This window comes from Robertmurraya sp. DFI.2.37, assembly GCF_029211245.1.
Taxonomy (GTDB): Bacteria; Bacillota; Bacilli; order Bacillales; family Cytobacillaceae; genus Robertmurraya; species Robertmurraya methanolica_A.
In genome coordinates this window covers 1-23,124 of the sequence record NZ_JARGEJ010000017.1, presented here as the reverse complement: position 1 = coordinate 23,124, position 23,124 = coordinate 1, and the positions used below count along the sequence as shown (strand labels likewise).

General features: G+C 40.6%; 14 protein-coding genes, 15 tRNA genes, 2 rRNA genes, 2 pseudogenes and 1 riboswitch. Of the genes and pseudogenes, 3 read left to right on the top strand and 30 right to left on the bottom strand.

The features are described 5' to 3' along the window. Positions 1-14: 14 nt before the first annotated feature. The 6 genes and pseudogenes from PZE06_RS11325 to PZE06_RS11300 all read right to left on the bottom strand — a co-directional run bounded on the left by PZE06_RS11325 (position 15) and on the right by PZE06_RS11300 (position 8,038). A pseudogene (locus PZE06_RS11325) lies at positions 15-1,194 on the bottom strand (acyl-CoA dehydrogenase family protein). 268 nt (positions 1,195-1,462) lie between these two features. After that, positions 1,463-3,046, bottom strand: coding sequence for a long-chain-fatty-acid--CoA ligase (locus PZE06_RS11320; RefSeq protein WP_150915762.1), 1,584 nt, complete (start codon positions 3,044-3,046; stop codon positions 1,463-1,465). A gap of 432 nt (positions 3,047-3,478) precedes the next feature. After that, positions 3,479-4,201 (bottom strand): uracil-DNA glycosylase family protein, encoded by a 723-nt coding sequence (locus PZE06_RS11315; protein WP_191963220.1) that lies wholly within the window; start codon positions 4,199-4,201, stop codon positions 3,479-3,481. A gap of 372 nt (positions 4,202-4,573) precedes the next feature. Then, positions 4,574-6,310: an adenine deaminase gene (gene ade, locus PZE06_RS11310; protein ID WP_150915760.1), complete on the bottom strand. Its 1,737-nt coding sequence runs from the start codon at positions 6,308-6,310 to the stop codon at positions 4,574-4,576. A 120-nt stretch (positions 6,311-6,430) separates the two neighbouring features. Then, positions 6,431-6,532: riboswitch (purine riboswitch) on the bottom strand. Between the two features lie 249 nt (positions 6,533-6,781). Continuing rightward, positions 6,782-6,976, bottom strand: coding sequence for a hypothetical protein (locus tag PZE06_RS11305; protein ID WP_150915759.1), 195 nt, complete (start codon positions 6,974-6,976; stop codon positions 6,782-6,784). A gap of 207 nt (positions 6,977-7,183) precedes the next feature. Beyond that, positions 7,184-8,038 (bottom strand): AAA family ATPase, encoded by an 855-nt coding sequence (locus PZE06_RS11300; RefSeq protein WP_150915758.1) that lies wholly within the window; start codon positions 8,036-8,038, stop codon positions 7,184-7,186. An 808-nt stretch (positions 8,039-8,846) separates the two neighbouring features. Here PZE06_RS11300 and PZE06_RS11295 point away from each other — a divergent pair. Continuing rightward, positions 8,847-9,173 (top strand): ArsR/SmtB family transcription factor, encoded by a 327-nt coding sequence (locus PZE06_RS11295; protein WP_150915757.1) that lies wholly within the window; start codon positions 8,847-8,849, stop codon positions 9,171-9,173. A 186-nt stretch (positions 9,174-9,359) separates the two neighbouring features. Continuing rightward, on the top strand, positions 9,360-9,869 hold the full coding sequence (locus tag PZE06_RS11290) for an SRPBCC domain-containing protein (protein WP_306421183.1): 510 nt from the start codon (positions 9,360-9,362) through the stop codon (positions 9,867-9,869). A gap of 558 nt (positions 9,870-10,427) precedes the next feature. On the opposite strand, the gene PZE06_RS11285 is transcribed toward PZE06_RS11290, so the two are convergent. Then, entirely contained in the window at positions 10,428-10,931 is a 504-nt protein-coding gene (locus tag PZE06_RS11285; protein ID WP_150915756.1) for a DNA topology modulation protein, read from the bottom strand. A gap of 601 nt (positions 10,932-11,532) precedes the next feature. Between PZE06_RS11285 and PZE06_RS11280 the strand changes: the two genes are divergently transcribed. Further along, complete coding sequence (locus PZE06_RS11280) at positions 11,533-11,661, top strand: hypothetical protein (RefSeq protein ID WP_263641559.1); 129 nt, start codon at positions 11,533-11,535, stop codon at positions 11,659-11,661. A gap of 664 nt (positions 11,662-12,325) precedes the next feature. Here the strand turns inward: PZE06_RS11280 and PZE06_RS11275 are convergent. The 23 genes and pseudogenes from PZE06_RS11275 to PZE06_RS11165 form a co-directional block, all read right to left on the bottom strand. Beyond that, a tRNA-Leu gene (locus PZE06_RS11275) sits at positions 12,326-12,407 on the bottom strand. 380 nt (positions 12,408-12,787) lie between these two features. Further along, positions 12,788-13,021: a hypothetical protein gene (locus PZE06_RS11270; protein WP_150915755.1), complete on the bottom strand. Its 234-nt coding sequence runs from the start codon at positions 13,019-13,021 to the stop codon at positions 12,788-12,790. A gap of 25 nt (positions 13,022-13,046) precedes the next feature. Further along, positions 13,047-14,204 (bottom strand): Ger(x)C family spore germination protein, encoded by a 1,158-nt coding sequence (locus tag PZE06_RS11265; RefSeq protein ID WP_150915754.1) that lies wholly within the window; start codon positions 14,202-14,204, stop codon positions 13,047-13,049. Continuing rightward, positions 14,201-15,316: a GerAB/ArcD/ProY family transporter gene (locus PZE06_RS11260; protein WP_150915753.1), complete on the bottom strand. Its 1,116-nt coding sequence runs from the start codon at positions 15,314-15,316 to the stop codon at positions 14,201-14,203. The genes PZE06_RS11265 and PZE06_RS11260 overlap by 4 nt, the downstream gene beginning before the upstream one ends. A 16-nt stretch (positions 15,317-15,332) precedes the next feature. After that, positions 15,333-16,896, bottom strand: a pseudogene (locus tag PZE06_RS11255) (spore germination protein). A 415-nt stretch (positions 16,897-17,311) separates the two neighbouring features. Beyond that, positions 17,312-17,869 (bottom strand): GNAT family N-acetyltransferase, encoded by a 558-nt coding sequence (locus tag PZE06_RS11250; protein WP_150915752.1) that lies wholly within the window; start codon positions 17,867-17,869, stop codon positions 17,312-17,314. Between the two features lie 19 nt (positions 17,870-17,888). Further along, entirely contained in the window at positions 17,889-18,458 is a 570-nt protein-coding gene (locus PZE06_RS11245; RefSeq protein WP_150915751.1) for a GNAT family N-acetyltransferase, read from the bottom strand. A gap of 145 nt (positions 18,459-18,603) precedes the next feature. Then, positions 18,604-18,692, bottom strand: a tRNA-Leu gene (locus PZE06_RS11240). A 33-nt stretch (positions 18,693-18,725) separates the two neighbouring features. After that, a tRNA-Cys gene (locus PZE06_RS11235) sits at positions 18,726-18,800 on the bottom strand. Between the two features lie 9 nt (positions 18,801-18,809). After that, a tRNA-Gly gene (locus tag PZE06_RS11230) sits at positions 18,810-18,884 on the bottom strand. A gap of 3 nt (positions 18,885-18,887) precedes the next feature. Next, positions 18,888-18,962 (bottom strand) — tRNA-Gln (locus tag PZE06_RS11225). A gap of 34 nt (positions 18,963-18,996) precedes the next feature. Continuing rightward, a tRNA-His gene (locus tag PZE06_RS11220) sits at positions 18,997-19,072 on the bottom strand. A gap of 11 nt (positions 19,073-19,083) precedes the next feature. Continuing rightward, positions 19,084-19,157 (bottom strand) — tRNA-Trp (locus PZE06_RS11215). Positions 19,158-19,269: 112 nt separating this feature from the next. Continuing rightward, a tRNA-Tyr gene (locus tag PZE06_RS11210) sits at positions 19,270-19,353 on the bottom strand. A gap of 60 nt (positions 19,354-19,413) precedes the next feature. Then, positions 19,414-19,489, bottom strand: a tRNA-Phe gene (locus PZE06_RS11205). A gap of 17 nt (positions 19,490-19,506) precedes the next feature. Continuing rightward, positions 19,507-19,583, bottom strand: a tRNA-Asp gene (locus tag PZE06_RS11200). A gap of 172 nt (positions 19,584-19,755) precedes the next feature. Beyond that, positions 19,756-19,829 (bottom strand) — tRNA-Met (locus PZE06_RS11195). A gap of 220 nt (positions 19,830-20,049) precedes the next feature. Beyond that, a tRNA-Val gene (locus PZE06_RS11190) sits at positions 20,050-20,125 on the bottom strand. A 29-nt stretch (positions 20,126-20,154) separates the two neighbouring features. Beyond that, positions 20,155-20,226: transfer RNA gene (locus tag PZE06_RS11185), tRNA-Glu, on the bottom strand. Between the two features lie 11 nt (positions 20,227-20,237). Further along, positions 20,238-20,330: transfer RNA gene (locus PZE06_RS11180), tRNA-Ser, on the bottom strand. Between the two features lie 3 nt (positions 20,331-20,333). Continuing rightward, a tRNA-Asn gene (locus PZE06_RS11175) sits at positions 20,334-20,408 on the bottom strand. Between the two features lie 167 nt (positions 20,409-20,575). Continuing rightward, positions 20,576-20,692, bottom strand: a 5S ribosomal RNA gene (gene rrf, locus PZE06_RS11170). Between the two features lie 195 nt (positions 20,693-20,887). Further along, positions 20,888-23,124, bottom strand: a 23S ribosomal RNA gene (locus tag PZE06_RS11165); the annotation flags it as partial.

The following is a 23,124-nucleotide window of genomic DNA, read 5'->3' as shown; positions in this document are numbered from 1 at the left end:
TCGCTCCTCCTCTTCTAAAATGTTTGCCCAATTTTGATGTGACCTTTTAATAGATTACGAGATATGATAAGACGTTGAATTTCATCTGTACCGTCATAAATTCTCCATAGCCTTGCTTCTCTGTACCAGCGTTCAATAGGCAACTCCCTCGTATACCCCATACCGCCATGAATTTGCAGAACCCGGTCGATAACACGGTTGCCCATATTGGATCCATATAGCTTTGCAATCGATGCGTAATGGCGATTATCTTCGCCTTGATCCAAGGTAAATGCAGCATTTAACACAAGCCATTTGGCAGCTTCAATTTCAACTGCTGAGTCGGCAATCATCCATTGAATCGCCTGTCTCTCGGCGATCGGTTTACCAAACGTTTCACGCTCCTTCGCATAATCAATCGCCATTTGTAGCAGTCTTTCAGCGGCACCCACAGCGCGGGCACCGACAATCCACCTTGCAAAACCGATCCATTCTAAACCGAGGTTATATCCTTTATGCAATTCTCCTAAGATATTTTCTTCTGGAACACGGACTTGATCGAAAACTAAACTTGCTGGCCCCCCATTCGCCCATCGTATGAATGTATTCAGATTTCCACCCCATCTCCCGGTCTACGATAAAGCATGTCACTCCTTCTCTTCCTCTAGAAGATTGATGCAGTTCTTTGTCCGTAATCGCTATCGCCATCACAAAATCTGCTTCATTACCACCCGTAATGAATGTCTTCTCCCCATTTAACACCCACTCATTTCCATCTTTTACGGCGGTCATTCGAATTCTTTGTGTATCCGAGCCTGCGGCAGGCTCTGTCATGGCAAAGCATGATTTCTTCGTTCCCTCAATCGTCGGAATGAGATATTTCTGCTTTTGCTCCTCATTTGCGTAGTACAGAATGTTATCGGCAGATCCACCAAATTGGAATGGAACAAATGATTTTGATGTTTCCATGATGACGATCGCCTGCATCATTTGCCCCAAATTTGCTCCACCATACTCCTCTGGAGTGTTAATCCCCCAGAAGCCTGCAGCTTTCGCCTTGTTTACTAACTCTTTTAATTTTTCTTTTGATAATGACGGCTTGCCTTGAATTTCATTTCGTAAAACCTCTGGCTCTAGTGGGATAAGCTCTTTTTCAACAAATTTCCGAATCGTTTCTTGGACCATTTTTTGTTCCTCTGTTAAACGTAAATGCATGTCTCTCTCTCCTTTTGATACTAACTAGTCAGTATGTTTTATTTTTTATAAAGGCGCCTTTCGCAAAACTTGTGGCTTTTTAAAGCATAAATTGGAGAACAATCCAATTCTGATTCAAAAAACGATAACAGTCCGGCGAAAAGGGCCATAGAGTGCCTCTGAACTCGCTTTAGAGATGTAAATGCCGTAGAAAAATATGGGCATTTGCGAACAAACCACAAACGTTTTGAAAACAGCGTTTATAACAGGATGGACGAATGGCGTCAGGCTAAGCTCTTAATTGTTCCTTTAAAGTGCGCTTAAGAATTTTCCCGACTGCGGTTTTCGGGAACTCAGCCATAAATTCAACGAATCGCGGACATTTATACGCGGCTAATTTTTCACGACAGTAGGCGATGATCTCCTCTTCAGTTGCTTGCTCTCCTTCTTTTAAAACGATAAAAGCTTTGATCGTTTCGCCACGATATTCGTCTGGAATGCCAACTACTGCTGCCTCCATTACTTTTGGGTGCTTGTATAGTACATCTTCTATTTCAATCGGGTACACATTATAACCGCTCGCAATAATTAGCTCTTTTTTACGACCAACAATGTAAAAGAATCCATCTTCGTCCATTTTGGCAAGGTCCCCCGTATAAAGCCAACCATCACGAATCGTTTCATCCGTTTCCATTGGCATTTTCCAGTATCCCTTCATCACTTGGGGACCTTTTACAATTAATTCTCCAACTTCACCGATTGGCAACTCCTCTTTACCTGTTGCGATATCGACAATTTTTGAATCGGTATTGGGAATCGGTATCCCGATGCTCCCATGCTTTTGCAACCCGCTTACCGGGTTTCGATGTGTCACTGGAGCTGCTTCGGATAGCCCGTATCCTTCTGCTACAGATGTACCGCTTAACTCGTTAAATGTTTCAATTACTTTGACTGGGAGTGGCGCCGAACCACTCGTACACGTTTTAAGAAAGCTTAAATCGAATTTTTTCACTTGATAATAGTTCAATAAGGCAATATACATCGTTGGGACAGCAGGAAAAACAGTAGGCTTTGTCTTTTCAATAATAGAAACGGTTTCTTCCACATCAAACTTTGGAAGAAGGATCATGTTCCCCCCTATGTAAAACGTTAAGTTCATACAACTAGTCATTCCATATACATGGAATAATGGAGAAATCGTTAAAAATCGCTCTTTGCCAAGCTCCGTCGATGTTTCCGAGGTCGAGTAGGATTGAAGGGTGTTTGCTACGAGATTGTAATGGGTAAGCATCGCACCTTTCGAACGACCTGTAGTACCACCTGTATATTGAAGGACAGCAACATCATTTTTTGCATCAATCTCAACTTTAGGGACTGGGTAGCCACGAGTCTTGAGCATTTCGTTAAATTTAGTTTCTTTTTCAAATGAGACTGGGATGATATTAATGAGGGAAGTTTTGTCTTTGATAGCGGTAACTAATGGTAATAATGGTTCGAATACAATGATCGTTTCGGCTTCTGAATCGTTTAATACATGTAACAGTTCCTCCGCCTTATACATCGGATTGATTTGCACAACTATCGCCCCACACACAAGAGTGGCATAGTAGCTAATTGGGTATTGCGGACTGTTCGGCAGCATCAAAGCAACGCGATCACCTTTTCCTACACCTAGATGATGAAGTGCTGCAGCTGCATTTTGAATGAGTTGATATAATCCTTGATACGTCATCGTTTTATCGTAGAATGTAACCGCAACATGATCGGGGTATGTTTTCACAGATTGATAGAACAAATCTTGAAGTGCGATTTCAGGGATGTCAATCGTTGTTGGATTTCCTTCTGGAACATGCTTGAACCAAGTTTTTTCCATGTAAATCCCTACTTTCCATATTATCCTTCTAAAAGATACTGAGCGGTCAGTATTTTCAGAGTATTCAATTAACATTATAAATCAACCGAAAGCGAAGTCAATATTTTTTTGTAAGCGAATACAAAAAATCTCGGTCATGAAATTTTCTGCAAATGCTCGCCACGATTCTTTTCAGCCCTTTCTCGTGCATTCAGCCATTTTCATATCTTCTTAACCTTATTGCAGCTGCCATTGATGCAAAGTGAAACTTACTTTCAAGTGTTATCGTAATTGCAATAATCAATGGAATATAAAAAAACTCGTGCTTCTTGTTAAAGTACGAGTTTTAAATGCATTGTGTACAATGATATTTTTGCATTATACACAGCGGCTTTCTCCCATATTCCCCATATTCACGGTTGATTGTCGTTACCGTTAGACTGCTTGAACGTTTTAGAGTGAACTTTCTAACTCTGCTATCTGTACTAACAATTCATTCAATGGGGAGTGAGAATGAAAAGATAGACTACGATCCTGTAATCGATTTAAATATCCTGGATGATAGGTGCGGAAAGATAGGGCTGGCAAATAGGTGCTTGAACAATTCAACCACTGCTTCTTTTTGAAGGATTTATGTAATTTAAACTCAATATTAGGAATATATCTTTTTAGATGCTTATCATACGAATGTCCTGTCCAGAACACCACTATATGGGGTTTAAGAATTTTTAGTTCTTCATGAAAGACATCAAAAGATTCTTTATTTATCTGCAAAATCTGTTCGTTTGGTTCCCCTATTTCCTTTGCTTTACCGATTTTCAGTATATTGTTCCAAACAAGCGAAACTTTTTTGTTAGGATATTCCTCCTCTATTGCTTGCTGCCATTTACGAATATATTGCCAAAAAGGACTCTTGCTACTCCCTTGCTTGTTTAAAAAAGCACGATACGTTTTCAGTAATTGGTCGATATTACGTGTTCCAAATGCTCCTTCCCAATCATTCGTTTCTTTTCCGACAAACATGACTCGCAAATCCGATTTTAAATATTCATCCTCATCTGGCAAGGAAATCAACAATGGATGGGTAGGGGCATATTCGCTCTCATCTTTCAATCTTTGAGTTAAGTTATCCCATTTAGAAACATATACCTCTTTTAAACTATTATTTATAGACATAACCGAATCCTCTTTCATAGATTTTCTGCAGCTTGAAATGTATGCTTTACTTTTTAAAGATAAAACAAAACTGCACCCCATCACAATAATGACATAAGAGTACAGTTATTTACAGATAATTAAAATATCTTTTTCAACTGCTAAAAGTTGATTGCTCTCAAAGTCTATAGATTGGAGAAATAGAGATGAAAGAATATCTTAGTCAATATAAAATCTGTAGCAAAGAAATTGGGTGTGAAAATGGTTAGTTTTTTTAATCGGATACTCATTATTTTTGCTTTGAGTGTGATAAGAGAGTAACAGGTATCGGAAAAAAGCGAGGACGGATCTACTGTTTCGCGGTGAAACACTAGATCCGTCCCTCTCTTTTTATTAGTGAACTGATACTGGGACAAATTCGAACTTTGTCACATCAACTAGTCCTAAATCGGTGATTTTCAACTTTGGAATCACAGCTAAGGACATGAAACCTAAGGTCATGATTGGATCGACATTCTCTGCAATTCCCAATACTTCACGGGCGACTTTATTAACCTTGATTTGTTGTTCAACAACTTCTTCTCCAGATAGATTACTCATCAACCCACCTACCGGCAAGGCCATGCTACAAATAACTTCACCATTGTTCACTAAGACGACTCCACCGTCTTGTTTTTTCAGACTCTCAACGGCCAATGCCATGTCCTCATCGTTCGTTCCTGTCACAATCAAATTATGGGAATCATGGGCAATGGATATCCCAATGGCCCCTGTTTTGATTCCATAATCCTTCAATAAACCAACGAATACATTTCCCGTGTTTTTGTGCCTCTCGATAACGGCAATTTTTGAAATTTCCTTCTCTGGATTGTACACAAATTCGCCTGACTTATCGCGATCCACATCAACGATCGCTTCGTTCGTCAATGCTTCCGTTTGAATTACTTCAATCGCTCTTGCTTTATTGCTTTCTAGTTTTAAACGAAGCTTCTCTTTTGTAAAATCACCGATATGAACACTGGATTGAACAGCAGAAATATCTGCTCTTGTAATCGGAGAAATATACTTTCCTTCTTCAGCAACTAGTTTCCCATCAATATAGGTTTGTTCAACAACAAGCTTGTCCAAATCACTGAAAATAACCAAGTCAGCTTTTAATCCAGGGGCTACAGCTCCTCGATCATCAAGTTGACAGCATTGTGCTGTATTAAGGGTGGCCATCTGAATGGCTTGGATCGGGTCCACCTTTTCTTCTACACAAATACGAATGGCATTGTCCAAATGTCCTTTTTCTAAAATCGTTTTGGCTTGGACATCATCCCCGCATAATACGCAGCGACGAGCGTTTTGAGGCGTAACCCCTTTTAGCAACGTACGTAAATTCTGGGTAACAGACCCTTCTCGTAGAAAAACATACATCCCGCGTGAAACACGAGCCTGCAGTTCTTCAACAGTCGAACATTCGTGATCGTTTTCCACTCCAGCCGCAATGTAGGCGTTAAGCTCTTTTCCACTTACCATCGGACTGTGCCCATCGATTCGTTTCTTTAGATTTTTCGCTACAAGAAGCTTGTCTAAGACACTGTCCTCGGCCCCGATCACACCGGGGAAATCCATAAATTCAGCCAGTCCCTCGACCATTCCTTCCTCTAATGGAGCCACCATATCTGAAGCCGTTAATATAGCCCCTGCATTCTCCATATTCGTTGCCGGCACACAGGAAGGGAGCATGTATTGAATGTCTAACGCCGTATGCTTTGCCGCTTCAATCATATATTCCAGCCCTTTTAGCCCTGCGACATTGACGATCTCGTGCGGGTCGGCCATGACCGTCGTCGTTCCATGGGGGACAAGTAAACGGCCAAATTCTTCCGGAGTCACATAAGATGACTCGACATGAATATGGGGGTCAATAAATCCAGGAGCGATATATTTCCCCTTTACATCAACAACCTCTTTCCCTTCATATTCTTCCCCAATCCCAGCAATTTTCCCTGCTACGATCGCCACATCACCTGTCATGATCGTTCCTTGATACACATCAACAATGTTCCCATTTTTCAAAACTAAATCTGCTGGTTTTCGCCCTGCAGCTACATCAATGAGGTGTGCCAATTCGCTTTTTTTCATCTTGTTTTCCCCCTATATCCGAAAATAAAAAAAACCGAAGACCTTAACTCCCTATCATCTTGAGGAGCAAGTTCTTCGATCTATATGCCGAAAAAGAACAGGTTGCAGACTATCAATCTCTTCCTATTCATTGCACCTCATAGTCAGTTCATTTACGGTGAACTGGTAGAAACTTGCAGGCCATATTCCTGCTATTATATGAGTGAACTTTATGCAGTTTTTGATTAAGTTGTATTATAGCATGGATTTATTGGAATTCAACAGGATAGCAAATAATCAAATAATTCGTATAATCGCTTTTTGAAGAGGATTGTAGATTAAAGGAACAGTCTCATTACTTATCAGATAGATGCCCTAGCAATATCCATTTTTACGACCATTCATTTTTTTTCGTCTCTTCCAATTTCTTTAACAAACTTTTTTGCTTCTCAAGGCGAAGCTACCTCTTCAAAAAAAGGGACAACTGAATTTTCATTGTTTCAGTGTCTTTACCATATAGTCATAAGTATGACCATTAATCTGTATCTCTTTATCTTTAAACTTCAATTCTTTCGGGATTATTTCTTCCCGACGTAGTCCAGATGTGGCACCGCCATCCGTGTGGCCATCTATAAAATAAACTTCATCATTTCTATTATCTTCAAAATGATAATTCTTCTTTTTCATGATTACACTCCGCTATCATATTTGATTCTATTATAATCGCAAAATCGAAATAAGTAGGTGGATTTGTAGTTTTTCAAACTTTCCATTTCCTATTTTAGTTTCTATGTCCTTTTCTATGACTAAATTATTCCCAGTGGAGTACACGCAGCGCTGGTTTTTTAATTGGTAAATGACTATTTTTCTAGAAGTATTTGGTCGTGCTCAATCTCAAAATTGGCTTTCATGACTTTTGAAAAATTCAAAGTATGTACGGACGTTTTCTAATTCCGTCCAGCGTCTCACCTTAACAGGGTTTTCATCAAGATTATAAATTTTTGCTCCCCTCATGGATAACAGAAATGGAGAATGTGTTGATATGATAAACTGGCATCCAAAAAATCGAGCAGAGTCTTCAATAAATTTCATCAATTCCATCTGACGTTTGGGAGAAAGACTATTTTCCGGCTCATCCAAAATATAAAGTCCATTTTCGCCAATTTTTTCTGTGAAATACTTGAATGCACTTTCCCCATTCGAATACTCTCTCACATTATCCATCAATTCATTTCTAACAAAACGAGACTGTGTTTTACTTCTGGCTGAGTTTACTTTTACGAGCTGCTCATAATCTGCCATAGACTTCATCTGAAAATGGGAATATTTCGCATCCAAATACTCCTCAAAGAGCTCTTCCCGTTTTTGGTCAATTCCCTCATTGAGATTTCGGATATTCAACATATAATCAAATACATCATCACTAGTAATAATCCTGCTATTTTCAGGAATGTCTGCTTTCAACTGCATATGACACATATTGATATAATCAGGGTAGAAGTTAGATTTATTATAGATAGAATCACGTTTGATTCCCGCTTTTTCTGCTATCACATTTAATGCAGTTGACTTTCCTGAACCATTGCCACCATATATGATCGTCACTGGCTCAAAAACAATCGATTCAAAGCATTTTTTCGATAAAATCTTAAATGGATAAAACGAGTCATAGCACGTTCTTTTTATATTCATGAAAAAGTCGAATTCCATATCCTCATTCGGAAATGAAAAAGCATATAAATAAACCATACTTTCCTCCTTAACTACTGAATCTCTTTTACTCCATTATAATAAGATTCAGACTGACTTTGCGAATTCTGAGTAAATTTAGTCTAATACAAATATCAAAATGACTGATATGAAATGTATGGCTATCTCTGAATTTTCCTTGTTATAACCATCAATTCAAGCTGGGGTAGGTATGAGTCTCTCTTACCTACCTCGACCTAAAAAGCCCATTGAAATGGCTTCCCTTCTGCAACACATTCTCTAACCAATTTTAAAGACCTTCTTTTTTTCAAATTTTCCCCTTCCGTGAATGATCCATTTCTTTGAACAATGTTGCTGCTGCCTTTCTTCCTTTGCTAGATCGACAGAGATAGGGGCAACTGCCAAGTCACTCATCTCGACATTAAATATTTTACAAGTTAGGTGACACACTAGTTGAAAAAAAGAGATGGCTACCTAATTACGAAAAAAAGAGGAGCATGTTCAGCTATTCATCCATAATTATCACCATTATAAATCACAAGCACTTTTACATCATAAAAGATATTTAACAGCCCGTCTGAATAAGTACACGACTGTTCCAAAGATTACTACTGGTTCCTGTAACTAGTCAGCTTAACTTTACCTGACACAACGAATGGTTAATAGAAGCCTGTGGCACAATCTATTATAGCTCGTTAAATTATTTTCTGAATATTCCTTGTATGGAATAATAAATCCAACAACAAGTTATGACATCATTATTTAGAAATTCGGAGGTGATATTCTTAATATAATCACAAGCGATTATAAAAATTAGAAACATATACATGTTGGGAGATGATTCTATATGAACGTACAAACCTTCAGTGCACTAGCTGAATCCAACCGACTTGATATTGTTGACCTTCTTCTTGACGGACCACTTTCAGTAGGAGAGATTGCCCAAAAGTTAGAACTAAACCAGCCGCAAACCTCTAAACATCTTCGAGTATTGAGTAATGCTGGACTTGTTGAGGTTCATCAGGTCGCTAACCGTCGCATTTATAATCTAAGACCAGAACCGCTGCAAGAGTTGGATAAATGGCTTGATTCCTACCGTCGAATATGGGAAGCGCGGATGGATCGTTTGGACGATTATCTCAACGTATTACAGGGAAAAAAAACATTGAATTAAACTAAGGTTAAAAAATCAGCAAAAATGATTTATCAAGTTGGTCATGGACTCGCTTTGAGCGATTATAAAGCAAGCTCTAAAAGAACAGCAAAAGCGGAGGCATCCTAGTAATCATTACATTGCCATATTGGAAAAAGTTAATAAAACGGAGAAAAAGATATTTATTAAGTGGATGGAGGAATTAAGATGAATGAAATCATTTCAAGAGTTGAGAATGAGCGGGTACTGGTGTTGGAGCGCATTTTCGATGCACCACGGGACCTCGTGTTCAACATGTTCAAAGAACCTGAGCATCTCAAGCATTGGTGGGGACCTACTGGTTGGGAACTTCCGGTTTGCCACATCGATTTCCGACCAGGTGGAATTTGGCACTTCTGTATGAAATGCACGGATAAAAATCAAGGTGATTTTTACGGCATGGAATCTTGGGGGAAAGTTATTTACAAAGATATTATCGAGCCGGAGACCATTATTTACACCGATTACTTCTCAGATGCCGAGGGAAACATCGACGAAAATATGCCATCAACCGAGGTCACGTTGGAGTTCATTGATCTGAACGGCAAAACGAAACTTGTAAACCGTGCTGAGTATGCGTCTGCAGAAGCTCTCAAAAACGTCATGGATATGGGTATGCTCCAAGGAATTACCGAGACTTGGAACCGTCTGGAAGAGCATTTGAACGAGAGCAAATAAAATAATTTATACTTACAAGATGGGGAAATGATTGATAGTAGTACCAAAGATTGTCCCCTACCTTTGCTTCCTAATAGAATCGAAGATGGGGGACATTTTTAAACTTTTTTCTTAATTCAAAAGTCACCAATCCCGCAATACTTTGATCCAACACAAGACAAAATTTAGATTAGCTTTGGCAAAAGGTCATCACAAGACGGCACTTCACATATGCCACTTCAAAAAAAGGAAACGATGTAACCTGACATGGCCGCTAATCCTCACGAATAGAAAGGGGAGGAACGGCTATTTATCGCACTTTCTATGTAGTATGTTCGTGATTTAGACGATGTGTCAAATAAAACCCGTTACCGTATTCTAAAAAACTCGCAAACATTGATTTATCAACAAGCTAAGTGGATTTAATAAAATTTACGTAAATTATTTAGATGATCCTAGTGGTCTTCTTTTTTGCGGCCTATAACAGTCCATTAAACTTTAAGAAAATCTTGCAAAAATTTTCTATAAGAAATGATTGTATTTACTTAATCGCAAGGGCATTTTTTGGGGAATAAGGACTTAAAGTTTTTCTAAAAACCGTTGCACTTCCTTTGGTGTTCTTAATATAATTACTTCTTTATCTTTAGACAACCGTATGAGCCTTTTCAAAATTCCTGGCCTTTTTGTTTTTGGATATTTCCATATCCACATTAAAAAATCTAAATCAAATCTTTCTTTGCAGCCTTCTCCCATATCGGGCCTTGTTTTATTTCGGTACCTCAACATTCTTTTAAATGCACGATAGACACAAATTATTCTATGAAAATCAAGGAAAATTATTGTATCAGCAGCATTTAGCCTTATCTCCATTGTTCCACCATAGTTTCCATCAATAATCCATTCTTCTTTTTTCACTAAATCATTTTGAACTTTTCTTTGTTCCTCTTTAGGAATGGCTACCCAATTTGGCTTCCAAAATAAAACGTCAAGATGATAAACATTTATTTTTAGCTTATCACTTAATTGTCTTGCTAGTGTAGATTTCCCTGATCCACCTGAACCAATAAGTACAACCTTCTTCATAAGAACCCCTTAATAAACAATTCTATATCGTTTATTTAATAATAACTTAACCTTCGAAAATATGTAAAAGTTTCTTCTAGAATATCCCTCAGCACTCACCTATTTGGCAAATAGCTATTAATTATGGCGCCTGTCAAAAGATTTTGCCCATTTAAAATGGTATCCAAATTTTTGGGCACTAGGCAATAGCACTGCACATCCCTTCAAGTGTCTACCCTATCCTAAACTGTTGTCTCATTCGTTCCTTTATTTAGACAGTTCATTGAACTCTTATATTTTTCAGCAAATTCTTTTATTCGACATAAATTGCAAAAATGTTAACATTTTTTTAGTTTATTAAAAATCTATATTTAAACCTTAAAGTAAACATTAGTTTTCAGCACTACATTCTTTGAAATTAGTTTTTCCTTCATCTCTTATATCTGAAAAGCTTCCTTTGCATAGAGAGTCATGAGATTACATTTTACCTACCATATATAATATATTGTGTTTGAGTATAGTAATAAATTACCAATTTTCTGATAATAAACAAAATTCTATTTATTAACTTTGATTTTCTTGTTAATCTATTTACAGATTTACACAAGAAGGAGGTGTTATGATGAAAAAATGGATTATCCGCCTTGGCTTAGTGGCTATCATTACAGTAACAATCACTGCCCCAGCCTCTGCCGCTGGTCAAGAGAAACCTAATTTATGCAGGGATGCGCTATGTTGGATTCAGTACTAATGCCTTTTGAAATTAAAATTAATGGTGAATAAGGCGAGGATCTCATTAAAAATCTTGCAGCTTCGCCTTGTTCTTTTAATAGGATTTTTTATTAGCAAGCATAAAACACAAGTAAAACATACATACCACTCGCCAACGCAAAAAATTAATCTTATTTCAAAGACTCTTTGTAACAATGGCTATCACCATTAATGATTATCATTAGAATTTAATAAGAATGATATATTATTGCCATTACCAATTCTAATCCGATTTTATGTGATTTCCTCATTGAAAAAATTGGTGAGTACTAATGAACAGATTATCATACTTATCTTCAGTATGGTCAAATGATAAGAAAACTTAACTTAGAAGTGCCTATAGAACTATACTAGTAGCATATTACTAAAATGTATTATTTAAATCTCGTTCCTCAATAAATAGCGCCAGCGCATTATCGAAAGCAAGAAAAAAATGAACGTAGCGAACCTAGTAATTTCATGAGTACTTCTGTTTGTAATGCGTTAGTGCGTCTTTTCCGTGTCAATTTTCGCAACTCATTTCGCTAAATTTCCGACGGTTCGTACTACCACCGAGTATGACTTTTCGGTCAAAATCGTGTTCGCATACGAAAAAACGGCGACTCATCATTACGATAGTTCGCCGTCAAATCAATGTCTTATGATACCGGTGGTCGGGGTCGAACCGACACTCCAGAAGGAACACGATTTTGAGTCGTGCGCGTCTGCCAATTCCGCCACACCGGCATATTTTGATTGTCAAAAGATAAATAACATTATCTCAAGACAAAGAATATCATATCACGATAATATTAGTTTGTCAAACTAAATTTATGTTCGGATTGAAGTCAAATATTTTTGAGCAAAAAATTGTCACACCTTATTTCCAAACATGCGTTCACTGTTTTTTGTGATTCTGTCGGTGCTTGATTATCACCCCTGCTAGTGTTGCCTTTAACGCTTATTAATGGAGAATGCTGCTGTTCCATTTAAATATGTTGCCTCTTGCGAAGCAGACAAGTTCGACAGAGAGGTCTGCATCCTTATCTTGAATCGCAAGGGCGAGGTTATCCTCTCTCATCGGCCATGTTGTCGTTGTAGTGTGCGAATGGGAGACACGACAGAGCTTACCATAGAGTACGAAAGATATTACTTATTTGCATTAGAGTGAAATCAACGATTTTTGCTGGCGAAGGCATAGATGGAAAAATCACATAAAAAATCGCGATTGCCCAACCTAGTACAGTTAAAGTTATGAAAGCAATCTTTTCATTTTTTTCGACTGTTTTGATTTTCGGCCATTGGAAAATGAACATCAAAATAACGAGTGCCGTTATACTGACAATATATACCCATTTCATCCTCTTCACCTCTATTTTAGAAGCCTCAAGTTTCGCTTCCTTTTCCTGCTCTCAAAACACGGGCATCGATGTCAAAATCCACTTGAACAGTCGGAAATTTCTCATCCCAATCTCCTTTTATATTTTTCCATTTTTTAGGATGGTGTCGGCGAAATTCTTCCCCAAAACCGATGATATCAATCTTCATTTCTTTTTGAACCGTGTCTAGAGTGTCTGTTAGACGCTTTTCAATCTTTTGGACCAACTCGTTTTCCAGTGCTTTAAGTTTGTCTAATCTCTTCAAATCCCAACTCGTTTGGTTTTGGATGACATCATCTATCGTTACAATTTTAACCGTCATTTTTAATGATTGGCCGTCTATTTCCGGAACTAAATCCGTTCTTCCTTTAATTAAATTCATCGATATGATCTCGTCTGCTTCGTCAGGTTCGACAGTGACAATCGATTCATTGATCTCATTTCTAAACCAGAGCACTCCTCTTGATATCTGATCATTAATGACTCCGATCATCTTCCCTTGTTTTAAAACTGCCGAACGATGAATGTATGCAATAGATTCCGAGGGAAGCTGCCCTTCTTCCGGAGACAATTTATCAATCATCGGAAGAACGATCGCGCCTTGCTCTCCCTTCAGCATTTCCATTAAATCGAATAATGTCGCCTTCATTAATACTTCGGATTCCGCTAACTTTATCAGCGCTTCGGAAACACTTCGTTCCAATGACGGACGTAAGGCCATATTTTCCTTTGCCTTCCCGTCACTAATAAAGACATAACTTCTCAAACGGGGCTCAGGATGGCGGACAAAAAAATCCAATTCATCGCTTATTCCATTCTCAGCAAACGCTTTGCTGATCACGATCGCCTCTGCATGGCTCCACAGAATTTCCCGGGGAAGCTTTTCATTAAGGTTCTCGATCGCTTCTGGTATGGAGCTTCCTTTACCGATTTGGAGAACTGTGCTTTGCACGCCCCCTTGGTTATTGTCTTCTCCTCCACCACTCCCATTACCGCTCCCGCCAGGAGAATGTATTTCTGCTGTAAGTTCGATCTGCCCTTCTTTATTTTTATCGAGAGCGACTCCGGTAATAATCGCAAGATCATTGGTTTCCCTTCGATCCCAACAGCCCGTAAGCAGCACAAAAGCCATAAAAATAACGCCAATCATGATTGCACGTCTCAATTTGTCCGCCTCACTTTATGCTTAAAAATCGTTTTGCGTATGTACGCTCCTAAAAAAAGAAATATAGGGATCAACAGTCCGTACACTAAAGTATCCATTATTTCATGGGAGACTATTCGAAAATGTTCAGCTGCTTCTGCTGAATTAAGAAATGCCTGCATGGCAAATACTCCGATTAAAAAGCCCATTGGCAAAACGAGCGAGCGATAGTCTGAAAGGTTAAGCCATTCAGCAGTTCCGATCACCACGACATAATAGAACACGCAGAGCTTAATAAATGTCCCCGCAATCCAAATCGCCATTACGATTGATTCAAGATGTGACAGAAATTCGGCTAGGCTAATATATCTGGACGCGCTCATGAATGGAGCGTTAAAGTTCTCGGTCACATTCCCGAATAACCAAATAACGATAATATTGGTCACCACCAACGTTAACGTAACGACGAGTACCGAAAGCATTCCAAACTTCAGCCCCTTTTCACGGTCTGTTAAAAAAGGGAGAAAAAAATAGATGATGCCAAATTGAGCGAACCACGTGCATAACACCCAAGCCCCTTTTAGTGAAGGCATCAACCCGTTTTCCATCACAGGAAGCATTCTTTTTACCTCTACATCGGGTAGGACAAGAATGATAATGACTAAAAACAACAAGAAAAAAACTGGAAAGACCATTCCTGCCAGCCTTCCCAAAACTTCCAGTCCCCCATGTACCGCAAACGCACACAATATCACCATCATTCCAATAATCACGGATTTTGGCGTGTGCGGGAGAAATTCACTAACGACATATTCACCGTACTGCCAGAACATCACACTCAATGAAGTGATTAACAATAGCAGCAGGAGCAGCCCAAGCATTTTCCCCCAAAAGGTTCCAAGAATATGTTTGCTGTATTGCATAATCGTATCTTTGGGATAATACTTGTTTAACTTGTATGCGATATATACACTTAAAAACCCTAGAGGAGAAGCCAAAATAGGAGAGATCCAAATATCCTGTTTTGCAACATTAAAGACGGTAGCCGGAATAAAAAGAATCCCCGTTGCCAAAATAGCATGATACATCAATAATCCCATTTGCAATGCTGATATTTTTCCTTTTTCAATCACTGCTCTCACCTCATCATTACTCGCCGCCTTTATCGGAATGCGGCTTCTGATTGGAGCCTTGTCGGTGTTTATTATATTCTCCCGTTAAATGAGGACGCGTATTTAATTTCCATAATGGAGCTCGCATGAGTGCATCCTTCATATCTCTTCCTTTCATCGGTGCCACTGGTGAAAGGTACGGAACTCCAAAGGAACGTAATGTGCTCAGATGTGTCATGATTGCAAGAAGCCCTATCATGACCCCTACCAATCCAAACGTTCCAGCAAGCAACATGATAGGAAAACGCAACAATCTTATCGGAATAGCAAGATTGTAACGGGGAATGGTAAAGGAAGCGATACCAGTAATCGCCACGACCATAACCATATGATCTGAAACTAAGCCGGCATCCACAGCCGCTTGACCGATAACCAATGCACCTACAATGCTGACAGCTGCTCCTACTTGTTTTGGAAGTCTAAGACCCGCTTCCCGCAATCCTTCAAACGTAATCTCCATAAGCAGCGCTTCCACCAAGGCAGGAAATGGGACAACCTCCCGTGAGTCCACCATTGTAAGCAGCAAGGTAGTAGGCACCATCTCCTGATGGTATGTAATAACCGCAACGTATAGAGACGGTAACAGTAGAGAAATAAAGCAGAATAAATAACGGAGCCAGCGAGTTGCTGAAGATATTAAAAAATGATGATAATAATCTTCCCCTGATTGGAATAAGGAAAAGAACGTTGTCGGGGCAATCAACACAAAAGGCGTACCATCAACAATGATAACTACACGTCCCTCTAACAAACTCGAAACGGCAGTATCAGGCCGTTCCGAAATAAGCACTTGTGGAAAAGGGGTGTATGAATTGTCTTGAATTAATTCTTCAATATAACCGGATTCCAATATTCCATCGATGTCAATTCGTTCCAACCGTTGATTAATTTCTTCAATTAATGTTTCATCCGCAAGATCTTCGATATAAGCGAGGGCAATTGTAGTCTGCGTATAACGCCCCAGCTTTAATGTTTTTATTTTTAATTGAGGGCTTTTAATCTTTCTTCTTAGCAAAAGAGGTATTGACCTCCAATGTCTCAGTAAACCCTTCGCGCGGCCCTCTAACAACCAATTCACCCGTCGGCTCTTCAACAGCTCGTCTTTCCCACTTAGCCAATCCCAAGGCAAAGCCCTTTTCATCGCCTTCTAATAACAATATTGGATTCCCAACGGATAACTGTTCGATACAGGCCTCAAAAGAGGAGATCTTCACTACCTCTGCAACAGACAATGTCTCCTCAATCAAGGTTTTGGGATTAACAGTCCGCTTTTCGGATTTTTTCATAAGCGGGGTTAACACATTGTTATCCATTTCTTCAACATTGGAAAGACCTTTTATGTAAATTAACTGAGCTTTTGTATGACCAGCAATTAAAAATGAACGAAAAACGACATCCGAACATTCTTTATAAAGCTCACGCAGGATGTCCAAGTTTTTGTCCAAATCAGAAAATAGTGGCTTTGGAATTTGTTTATCACCTTGCTGTGTTTTATTAATGTTCTTATTGAAATTAATCTTTTTTCGAAAAAACACCCGCATCCCACTTTCTCGATGGTATCCATTATATTCCTATATACGTAGTATCACACTTACCAAGCAAAATATACCATTTCCGTACTTGCCTGTTTCTTTAGTTCAACCCGTAAAAGAGGATGCGTTTGGACTTGAAACTACTTTCGGACCAAGCTCATAAATATTGAGCTACTCTATTTCTGCGTAAAATCTCGTGTTTCTCGTATATGATGCTAACTAATTTATTTGAATTAAGTAGTTATAAACAGAATACCCATATAAGAAAGCGTTTTCATTTTTTAAGAATTCTTTTTAGTAATTAAATTAGCGTATTTCATACCATACAATCGAGTTTCCCTTTTTTTATGAATGCTTTCATGAACTACTTTCCTTGATGAATTTATGTACACCCCTTAAACAAATAAGGGAGCGTTCGTTTTATTCATACTTCTTCGTGAAAAATATGATTATTCTCCCATTCCTCTCGAAGCAGTCCCATACGGACGGAATCATAATATTTGCCATTATAATAACGAACCTTCCTGAGCCTCGCTTCCTCTTTCATGCCAAGACCTTCGCCAACTTTAATCATTCTCATATTCCCTGACCAGGTTGTATAACCAACACGAACTAATGGCAAAGTATGAAATAAATGATTAATCCAAAGTTTAATCACTTTCTTTCCATAGCCTCCATTCCAATAATGCGGATCATAGATCACAATCCCCATTTCAAGCCAAAGCGAGGGCTTATGCTCCCAATAATAACCGACCGTTCCGATAACCAATCCATTCACTTCAATCGCCCAACGCCGTTCATTATCGACATAATCATCCTTCTGACGTAAAAATTCCTCATATGAAATACTTTTATGCTCATAGTACGGAGCATCCCATTTTTTCCACTCGGGAGAATCCTCTTTATAGATTAATTCCCACAACCTACTTAAATCATCATTTGTAATTGGTCTAATTATTAAATCATTATCCTGATAACTCACTTCATCACCTAGCTCCCCATTAATAAAACAAATCAAACTCTTCTTTTAAAATGGCATATACCTTTAAATCCCAATATTGCCCTTTTATATACATGCTTTTTCTATTAATCCCTTCAAAAGTCATTCCTGCCTTCTCCATCACTCTTTGCGATGCTATATTATCCACAAAGCATCTTGCTTGAATGCGCATGAGCTCCATCTGTTCAAAGCCAAATCTAATGATTGCTCTCGCTGCTTCTGTCGTAATTCCTTTCCCCCAATACTCTGGTGCAATCACATAGCCAATTTCTGCATTGTGATGATTCGTACTCCAAGAAACAAAATCAACGGTGCCGATAAAAGAACCCGTTTCTTTATCTTCTATTCCCCACGGAGCAATCTCCTCATTATTATATCGATTAAGGACAAAAATAATAAATCTCTCAGTATCAGACATACTTCTATGTACATCCCAGGTTACATACTTTGCAACGTCTTCATTACTCGCATATGAAAACATCGCTGCCGTATCTGCTAATGTAACTTTACGAAGAAGTAGTCGTTCTGTTTCAAGCGTCGGCAAATTTTTATAAATATCCCCAATAACCATTCCATTCACTTCTCTCTGTAAAAATTTAAAATTATAATCTTACAATTTAACAGAGAAATATGAATTTTTCAATAGCCATTTTCTAGATCAAAAAAAGATTTAATCAAAAGATTAAATCTTTAAATATCGTATGTATTGGATTAAATGGTGCCGAGGACCGGAATCGAACCGGTACGGTAGTCACCTACCGCAGGATTTTAAGTCCTGTGCGTCTGCCAGTTCCGCCACCCCGGCTAGTTCAAAACTAGCATCTTTATTTTATAAAAATGGAGGCGGCAACCGGATTCGAACCGGTGAATAAAGGTTTTGCAGACCTTGGCCTTACCACTTGGCTATGCCGCCATATTAAATTGGAGCGGAAGACGGGATTCGAACCCGCGACCCCCACCTTGGCAAGGTGGTGTTCTACCACTGAACTACTTCCGCAAATGGCTGGGCTAGCAGGATTCGAACCTACGAATGACGGAGTCAAAGTCCGTTGCCTTACCACTTGGCTATAGCCCATTGATTAAGCAGTGTTTAATAAATCAAATTTAAATGGGGCGATCGATGGGAATCGAACCCACGAGTGTCGGAGCCACAATCCGATGCGTTAACCACTTCGCCACGACCGCCATTATAAAATTGGCAGGGGTAGTAGGAATCGAACCCACACCAAAGGTTTTGGAGACCTTCGTTCTACCTTTAAACTATACCCCTATATTATATATATGTTCAGAGTGTTTCTTTAAGAAGAAAATTATGAATAGCTATTTTGCTTCTTTTTACTACAAAAAGTAGTGGTTCCTTATTTTCACTATTGAGAAAAGGTTGGTGGAGGGGGACGGATTCGAACCGCCGAACCCGAAGGAGCGGATTTACAGTCCGCCGCGTTTAGCCACTTCGCTACCCCTCCAAGGTATATATATTTTATACATTAAAGTTCATTAAATTATAACATATTTTGATATAAAAATGGTGGCTCAGGACGGAATCGAACCGCCGACACAAGGATTTTCAGTCCTTTGCTCTACCGACTGAGCTACTGAGCCATCATATGTAAAGTAAGTGGCGGTCCGGACGGGACTCGAACCCGCGACCTCCTGCGTGACAGGCAGGCATTCTAACCAACTGAACTACCGGACCAATGATTTTTTGCGTAAGCAAAAATATCTTTCCTTTGTCTTTTTCGACGTAGGAGAAAATAGCTTTCCTCTGTCTTTTTCAACGTTAGGAGAAAATAACATTCCTTGATTTTTTGCGTAAGCAAAAAAATCTTTCTTTACTTCTTCAAGTCTTACTTAATTGAAAAAGTCGATTGCGGAGGCAGGATTTGAACCTGCGACCTTCGGGTTATGAGCCCGACGAGCTACCAGACTGCTCCACCCCGCGATAATAGTATATATCTAGTTTAGCTCATGCTTCAAGATAGTTTAAGGACTGTCCCGATTTCAGTTAGTAACTCAAGGAGCGACTCAATCGGTACAACTCGCAGTTTATTCAATGAAGTAACGCTTGTTGCTCCACCCCGCGATAATAATATACTCAAAATCTCCACGTTTGTGAATATTAGAGGTGTGTTATTTTACTGCGCTACGCTTCGTAAAAAACATGGTGGAGGATGACGGGATCGAACCGCCGACCCCCTGCTTGTAAGGCAGGTGCTCTCCCAGCTGAGCTAATCCTCCGGAACTGTTGCAACAAGTGCAACTTTAAATGACCCCTACGGGATTCGAACCCGTGTTACCGCCGTGAAAGGGCGGTGTCTTAACCGCTTGACCAAGGGGCCAGATATAATAATGGCGGAGAGCAAGGGATTTGAACCCTTGAGACAGGTTTTGCCCGCCTACACGATTTCCAATCGTGCTCCTTCGGCCACTCGGACAGCTCTCCTAATGGCTCCGCGGGTAGGATTCGAACCTACGACCGATCGGTTAACAGCCGATTGCTCTACCACTGAGCTACCGCGGAAAATTATTAACTCATTCCTCTAGCTTGATTGCTTCCCGATTGTCCTCATCTCAGAAAGTTGATTCAAGTAGCAGCTCGATGAGTACAACTCGCAGGACATTCAGGATGCTTTGCTCGTTGCTCTACCACTGAGCTACCGCGGAATAAAAAATATATATAGAATATTCGCCCGGCAACGTCCTACTCTCACAAGGGGACAGCCCCTAACTACCATCGGCGCTGAGAAGCTTAACTTCCGTGTTCGGCATGGGAACGGGTGTGACCTTCTCGCCATTGTCACCGGACCAATTATTTATCAAGACATATTCTATTATACCGATTTACAGTATTTTTTCAAGAGAAAATTTAGTTTGACTCTGAAAAATACGATTGATAGATATCATTGCATTACAAAATCGCTTTGTACCTTCAAAACTAGATAATGGATGAAGAAGAGAAATTACAGAGAATCTTATCAAGCGGATTTTTTCCACTTTTATTTGGTTAAGTCCTCGAACGATTAGTATCAGTCAGCTCCACATGTCACCATGCTTCCACCTCTGACCTATCAACCTGATCATCTTTCAGGGTTCTTACTAGCTTGCGCTATGGGAAATCTCATCTTGAGGGGGGCTTCATGCTTAGATGCTTTCAGCACTTATCCCTTCCGCACATAGCTACCCAGCGATGCTCTTGGCAGAACAACTGGTACACCAGCGGTGCGTCCATCCCGGTCCTCTCGTACTAAGGACAGCTCCTCTCAAATTTCCTACGCCCACGACGGATAGGGACCGAACTGTCTCACGACGTTCTGAACCCAGCTCGCGTACCGCTTTAATGGGCGAACAGCCCAACCCTTGGGACCGACTACAGCCCCAGGATGCGATGAGCCGACATCGAGGTGCCAAACCTCCCCGTCGATGTGGACTCTTGGGGGAGATAAGCCTGTTATCCCCGGGGTAGCTTTTATCCGTTGAGCGATGGCCCTTCCATGCGGAACCACCGGATCACTAAGCCCGACTTTCGTCCCTGCTCGACTTGTAGGTCTCGCAGTCAAGCTCCCTTGTGCCTTTACACTCTACGAATGATTTCCAACCATTCTGAGGGAACCTTTGGGCGCCTCCGTTACTCTTTAGGAGGCGACCGCCCCAGTCAAACTGCCCACCTGACACTGTCTCCCACCCGGTTTACGGGTGCGGGTTAGAATGTCAATACAGCCAGAGTAGTATCCCACCGACGCCTCCACCGAAGCTAGCGCTCCGGCTTCCACGGCTCCTACCTATCCTGTACAAGCTGTACCAAAATTCAATATCAGGCTACAGTAAAGCTCCACGGGGTCTTTCCGTCCTGTCGCGGGTAACCTGCATCTTCACAGGTACTATAATTTCACCGAGTCTCTCGTTGAGACAGTGCCCAGATCGTTACGCCTTTCGTGCGGGTCGGAACTTACCCGACAAGGAATTTCGCTACCTTAGGACCGTTATAGTTACGGCCGCCGTTTACTGGGGCTTCAATTCAGAGCTTCGCGTAAGCTAACCCCTCCTCTTAACCTTCCAGCACCGGGCAGGCGTCAGCCCCTATACTTCGCCTTGCGGCTTCGCAGAGACCTGTGTTTTTGCTAAACAGTCGCCTGGGCCTATTCACTGCGGCTCTTCAGGGCTATTCACCCTAAAAAGCACCCCTTCTCCCGAAGTTACGGGGTCATTTTGCCGAGTTCCTTAACGAGAGTTCTCTCGCTCACCTTAGGATTCTCTCCTCGCCTACCTGTGTCGGTTTGCGGTACGGGCACCTGTTTTCTCACTAGAGGCTTTTCTTGGCAGTGTGGAATCAGGAACTTCGGTACTTGATTTCCCTCGCTATCACAGCTCAGCCTTCATGGTAAACGGATTTGCCTGTTTACCAGCCTAACTGCTTAGACGCACATATCCAGCAGTGCGCTTACCCTATCCTCCTGCGTCCCCCCATCGCTCAAACAAAAACGAGGTGGTACAGGAATATCAACCTGTTGTCCATCGCCTACGCCTTTCGGCCTCGGCTTAGGTCCCGACTAACCCTGAGCGGACGAGCCTTCCTCAGGAAACCTTAGGCATTCGGTGGATGGGATTCTCACCCATCTTTCGCTACTCATACCGGCATTCTCACTTCTAAGCGCTCCACCAGTCCTTCCGGTCTAGCTTCAACGCCCTTAGAACGCTCTCCTACCGCGTACACCTACGGTGTACACCCACAGCTTCGGTGATACGTTTAGCCCCGGTACATTTTCGGCGCGGGGTCACTCGACCAGTGAGCTATTACGCACTCTTTAAATGATGGCTGCTTCTAAGCCAACATCCTGGTTGTCTAAGCAACCCCACATCCTTTTCCACTTAACGTATACTTTGGGACCTTAGCTGGTGGTCTGGGCTGTTTCCCTTTTGACTACGGATCTTATCACTCGCAGTCTGACTCCCACGTTTAAGTACTTGGCATTCGGAGTTTGTCTGAATTCGGTAACCCGATGAGGGCCCCTAGTCCAAACAGTGCTCTACCTCCAAGACTCGTTCTTCGTGAGGCTAGCCCTAAAGCTATTTCGGAGAGAACCAGCTATCTCCAAGTTCGATTGGAATTTCTCCGCTACCCACACCTCATCCCCGCACTTTTCAACGTGCGTGGGTTCGGTCCTCCATTCAGTGTTACCTGAACTTCAACCTGGACATGGGTAGATCACCTGGTTTCGGGTCTACGACTACATACTCAA